General features: G+C 75.3%; 5 protein-coding genes. 3 read left to right on the top strand and 2 right to left on the bottom strand.

Features of this window, described 5'->3' with window-relative positions:
* Window positions 1-506: NADH-quinone oxidoreductase subunit B (locus tag F6X68_RS30445; protein ID WP_151457478.1), on the bottom strand; the 506-nt coding region annotated here is incomplete at its 3' end.
* Window positions 507-732: 226 nt separating this feature from the next.
* Between F6X68_RS30445 and F6X68_RS30440 the strand changes: the two genes are divergently transcribed.
* The 3 genes from F6X68_RS30440 (at window position 733) to F6X68_RS30430 (ending at window position 3,596) form a co-directional block, all read left to right on the top strand.
* Entirely contained in the window at window positions 733-1,662 is a 930-nt protein-coding gene (locus tag F6X68_RS30440) for a hypothetical protein (RefSeq protein ID WP_151457476.1), read from the top strand.
* Window positions 1,663-1,837: 175 nt separating this feature from the next.
* Window positions 1,838-2,404 carry a SigE family RNA polymerase sigma factor gene (locus F6X68_RS30435; RefSeq protein ID WP_225852526.1) on the top strand — a complete coding sequence of 189 codons (567 nt, stop codon included), beginning with the start codon at window positions 1,838-1,840 and terminating at the stop codon, window positions 2,402-2,404.
* Window positions 2,397-3,596, top strand: coding sequence for a hypothetical protein (locus tag F6X68_RS30430; RefSeq protein ID WP_151457475.1), 1,200 nt, complete (start codon window positions 2,397-2,399; stop codon window positions 3,594-3,596). Before F6X68_RS30435 ends, F6X68_RS30430 begins: the two co-directional genes overlap by 8 nt.
* A 40-nt stretch (window positions 3,597-3,636) precedes the next feature.
* On the opposite strand, the gene F6X68_RS30425 is transcribed toward F6X68_RS30430, so the two are convergent.
* Window positions 3,637-5,193: an aminotransferase class V-fold PLP-dependent enzyme gene (locus F6X68_RS30425; RefSeq protein ID WP_151457474.1), complete on the bottom strand. Its 1,557-nt coding sequence runs from the start codon at window positions 5,191-5,193 to the stop codon at window positions 3,637-3,639.
* Between the last annotated feature and the right edge of the window lie 18 nt (window positions 5,194-5,211).

The raw sequence follows: 5,211 nt of genomic DNA, 5'->3' as shown, positions 1-5,211 counted from the left end.
GCCGGCTCGACCGGCGGGGCGAGCGCGTCCGGCCGGGGCACGCCGCCGATCCCGGACTGTTCGGCGGCGATCTTCTCCTGGAGGCGCAGGATGCCGTGCAGCAGCGCCTCGGGCCGGGGCGGGCAGCCGGGCACGTAGACGTCGACCGGGATGAGCTGGTCGACGCCCTTGGTCACCGAGTACGAATCCCAGTAGGGGCCGCCGCAGTTGGAGCACGCGCCGAACGAGATGACGTACTTCGGCTCGGGCATCTGGTCGTAGAGCCGCTTGATTGCGGGGGCCATCTTGTCGGTGACCGTCCCGGAGACGACCATGAGGTCGGCCTGCCGGGGCCCGTGCGCGAACGGGATCACGCCGAGGCGCATGAAGTCGTGCCGGCCCATGCTGGTGGCGATGAACTCGATCGCGCAGCAGGCCAGGCCGAAGTTGAAGACCCAGAGCGAGTAGCGGCGGCCCCAGTTCAGCACGAACCGGATCGGCTCACCGAGCACTCCCGGCACCTGCACGACCGCCCCCTTCCCGAGCACCGCCACCAGTCAACCACAGCCGCCGTCGACGCCGACCGGTCGCTCGGTCCGCGCCGTCCCGGGCGCAGCGCTGTCGGGTGAGCGACACCGGTTCATGTTCATCGGTCGCAACCGCTCCCGGCGATGAGGGGTGTCCTACCCGTAACACCGCCCGCCGGCGCGAAGGCTGCGGGGCGGAACCACGGGGATCTGGAGGACACGCACAATGGCACGTACCATCGCCCGCCGGCTCGCTGCCGGCGTCCTGGGCGCGGGGCTCGCCCTGCTCGGCATGGCGGCGCCCGCCGCGCAGGCCGCCGCTCCGGCCGACACGTCGGTGTCCGTCGGCCGGCTGGTGCTCAACCCGACCGACCGGGGGTACGTCGGCAGCCTGCCGGTGACCGTCGACTACCGAGGGGAGCAGCCGGCGTACCTCAACCTGACCGTGACCGAGCCGGTGCCGGGTTCCAACACGGGCATGACCCCGTCGGCACCCTGCGCGTACGGTCGCGAGCAGCCGCTGCGGAACGTCTACTGTGCGGTCCCGGGTGACGCCCTGCAACCGGGTGAGCGGCGTCGGTTCACGATCGAATTCCAGGTGCTGACCACTCCGCAGGCCCACGCCATGTCCACCCCCGGCGGCCGGGTGACGGTCGAGACCGGGGACGCGAACCCGGCCAACGACAGCCGGGCGTTCGACACCCTGTTCCGTTCCACCTCCGGCTCGCTGCGCCACCCACGGTCGTACGTCTGGGACACGCGGACCGACGCGTCGCTGACGGTCGGGCCGGCGGCCGTCCTCGCCAGACAGGGGGACGGAAGCTGGCTGGGCCGGCTGCCGGTGACCGTGCGGGTCGCGGGCGACGCCGCGCACGACGGGTACTCGCTGGACCCGACGCTGCCGGCCGGGGTGCACGTCGCCGGCATCGAGCCGGTGGATGTCTGCACCGGCACCTGCTCGGTGCCGGGCGGGCGGTTCATGCCGGGTGAGGAGCGCTCGGTCTCGCTGCTGCTCCGCGCGCCCGCCGAGGTCACCCCGGGCGACCTGGGCGCGGGCTCGTTGCGGCTGTCCGCGATGTTCGGCTGGAACAACGAACTGGTCGACGTCGACCCGGCCGACAACACCGCCGCGTTCACCGTCAGCGCCGCCGGCTGACGACGGTGGACTAGGCAGGCGCGCGGCCGTGGGCGACCCCCACGGCCGCGCGCCGTTTCCCGCTCGACCCGTCGGCGGCCGTCGGATCCACGACCGCGCCAGCCCGCAACCGGCCGCAGCCCGGCGGAGTGTTACCGCCGCCAGACACCCACGGCGGCCCGAACGGGGAGGGACAGTGACAGTGACGATGGGGGCCCGCGCCAACGAACCACCTCCGACGGTCGACGCGCGGGCCGGCGAGGGCGCGGCGACGATCACCTTCGACGACTTCTACCACGCGCACTTCCGCAGCGTGACCGCGCAGCTCTGCGCGTACACCGGAGACCTGGGCCAGGCCCAGGACCTGGCGCAGGAGGCGTTCTGCCGGGCGCTCGCCCGGTGGGACCGGCTGGCCCGCTACGACGACCCGGTGGCCTGGATCCGGCGGGTGGCCTGGAACCTCGCCCGCAGCCGGTGGCGTCGGCTGCGTACCGCCCGCGGCCACCTGCTGCGGCAGCGGCGGGTGGAGACGCAGGTGCCGGGCCCGACGCCGGACCGGGTGGACATCGACAGGGCGCTCGCGGCGCTGCCCGAGAAACACCGGCGGGCCGTGGTCCTGCACTACCTCGCCGACATGTCCGTCGCCCAGATCGCCGTCCAGGAGGGGGTGGCCGAGGGGACGGTCAAGTCGTGGCTGCACCGGGGCCGAGCCGTCCTGGCCACCCTGCTCGACGAGAACCCGGAGGGAGTCGGTCATGCCTGAGCAGGACCCGCTGCGGGCGCGCTTCGCCGCGTACCGCGGAGACCTGACGGACCGGATCGACGGTCCGGGCCCGGACGCGGCCCGGCGCACGCTGCGGCGTCGCCGCCGCGCCGCCGTCGCGACCGGGGCGGTCGCCGTCGCGCTGGTGGTGGCCCCGATCGCCGCCGTCGCGGCGCTGCGGGACGCCCCGTCGCCGGCACCGCCAGCGGCGACGCCGACGGCCGACCCCACCTGGTCCCCGTCGCCCCGGCCCTCACCCGACGCGTCGCGGTCGCCGTCGTCGTCGCCGTCGTCACCGGCCGCGCCGGACGGCCGGATCACCGAGCGGCAGCTGCGCGCCGCCCGACCCGACCTGCCGGCCTGGGCCGGCCGCAACTGCGCCGACACCACGCGGGTCACCCTGCTGCCGGCCACCACACCGGAGGTGGACCGGCCGTACCTGATCAGCGTCACGCACGGCGACGTCGACGCCGACGGCGCCACCGAGACGCTGGCCCTGCTCGGCTGCCGCATCGGCGAGGCGTCGGCGAAGCAGGTGGTCGCCTTCGACCGGGACGCCGCCGGGCGGATCGTCACGCTGGGGCGGGTGACCCGGACCCACGAGGAGGGTGACGGCGGCTTCGAGGACGTCCGCGCCGTCGCCGTGGCCGACGGGAAGGTCCGCGTCCAGGTCGCCGACATCCAGCCCTGTTGCAGCATTCCGGCGTACTGGGCGCGCCAGCAGTGGCGGACGTACGGCTGGGACGGCGAACGGTTCGCCCAGACCGGCGGTCCGACCACCTTCGGCCGGGACTCCCGCCTCACCGACCTCGCGATCTCCGCCGGGCCGTTCGTCCTCGGACCGGCGGACGAGCACGGCCGGTTCCAGGGCACGGTGACGGTGACCGTGACCAACCGGGGACCCCTCGACGCGAACCGCGTCGCCTTCCGGCACCTGGAGGCCTTCGGCACGCCCGACGGCGGCGACTGGTACCGGTGCGAGCCGGCCCGCGAACAGCCGGAGTGGCCGTCGTGCCTGACCGAGGGGGTGCCGGCCGGGGAGCGCCGGAGCTGGACCTTCCGCTTCCGCCTCGGGCCGGAGCGCCTTGAGGCGGGCCCGTCAATCTGGCTGGTCCACTACGGCGCCGACCACCGCTACTGGCCGGACCTGACCCCCGGCGACAACCACGTCGTCGTCCGGGTGGACAGGTGATCCGGCGGCGGCGTCCACCCGGCGGGGTGGGCGCCGCCGCTCACCACGTGGGGCGTTGCAGCAGGCCGACGAACTCCACCAGCAGCCGTTCCCGCAGCGCCGGCGGCGCGGCGTCGAGCAGGGTGTTCACCACCGCCATCCGCCCCGCCAACGAACCGCCGGTGCCGGCGGCGTCTGCGGAACCGGCGGCGGCGTCGGGACCAGCGGTGGCGTCGGGACCGGCCGCGTCGGCGGGGGCGGTCAGGCCCAGGCCGGCGGCCAGGCCCGCGACCAGGTCGGGGGTGAGCGCGTCGGGGGTGAGCGTGGTCGCGAGGGCGAGCAGCTCGGCGGGGAGCGTCACCGGTCCGGCGGCCCGGGCGGCGGCCACGGCGTCGGCCAGGTCCGGGCCGAACTCCGCCACCCGGGGCGCCACCGCGGCGGTCACCGTCAGGTGCACGCTCGGCGGCAGGTCGGCGTACGACAGCTGGGGCTGGGTGTGCCAGCCGCGGGCGGCCAGCTCGTCGACCAGGACGAAGAGGTCGAGGCCCGCATCGGTGGCGGTGAAGCAGACGACTGTCGACTCCGGCTCGGCCATCAGCCGCAGCCCGTCGACCGCGCGGACGGCGTCGGCCAGGCCGGCGACGGCGTCCCGGGTGGCCGCCGCGAGCCGCAGGTACCCGTCGTCGCCGAGGTGCCGCAGGGTGGCGTACGCGGCGGCGATCGGTCCGCCGGAGCGGGTGGAGGCGATGACCGGGTTGACCATCGTGTAGCCGGGCCAGTCCGCGTACGCGAAGTACTGCGGGGCACGCAGCGCCGGATCACGGTGCAGCAGGACCGACACGCCCTTCGGGGCGTACGCGTACTTGTGCAGGTCCACCGAGATCGAGGTGACCCCCGCGAGCGCGAAGTCGAACGGCGGCACGTCCGCCCCGAGCCGACGCAGGTACGGCAGGGTCCAGCCCCCGAAGCAGGCGTCCACGTGGCAGCGCACCCCGGCGGCGGCGGCAGCTTCGGCGATCGGGGCGACGGGATCGACGACGCCGTGCGCGTACGAGGGGGCGGAGCAGGCCACCAGCACGGTCTCCGGGCCGATGGCGGCGGCCATGTCGGCGGCGGCGGGCCGCAGCGTGGACGCCGACACGGGCACCGTGTCCACGGCGACCCGCAGGTAGTGCGCCGCCTTGGCGAACGCGGCGTGCGCGCTGGCCGGCACCACGATCCGGGGTGCCGCGATCTCCGGGTGGGCGTCCCGGGCGGCCTTGACGGCGAGGATCAGCGACTCGGTGCCGCCGCTGGTGACGCTGCCGACGACGTCCGGCGCGGCGCTGCCGGGGCCCCCGCCGAGCAGCCGGGCGGCAGCGCCGACCAGCGCGTTCTCCATCGCCAGCAGCGACGGGAAGGCGGTCGGGTCGAGCCCGTTGACGTGGGCGCTGCCGGCGTACGCGGCGGCGGCCAGCTCGTCCAGCCCCGGCACCGCCGGGTCGTAGACGTACGCGAACAGCCGCCCCCCGTGCGTGGGCCGGTCGGCCGCCCGCAGTGCCCGCAGCTCCGCCAGCACCCGCTCGGCGGGCAGCCCGTTCCCGGGCAGCGCCCGCCGCTCGGTTCCCTCGTCGATCATGGAGTCGTGGTGCCCTTT

The organism is Micromonospora sp. AMSO12t, assembly GCF_008806585.1.
GTDB lineage: Bacteria > Actinomycetota > Actinomycetes > Mycobacteriales > Micromonosporaceae > Micromonospora > Micromonospora reichwaldensis.
This window is presented reverse-complemented; position numbering and strand designations above follow the sequence as displayed.

Bases quoted from the DNA above. Each gene is read 5' to 3' on its own strand.
- F6X68_RS30440 (WP_151457476.1), top strand. From the start codon at position 733: ATGGCACGTACCATCGCCCGCCGGCTCGCTGCCGGCGTCCTGGGCGCG.
- F6X68_RS30430 (WP_151457475.1), top strand. From the start codon at position 2,397: ATGCCTGAGCAGGACCCGCTGCGGGCGCGCTTCGCCGCGTACCGCGGA.
- F6X68_RS30425 (WP_151457474.1), bottom strand. From the start codon at position 5,193: ATGATCGACGAGGGAACCGAGCGGCGGGCGCTGCCCGGGAACGGGCTG.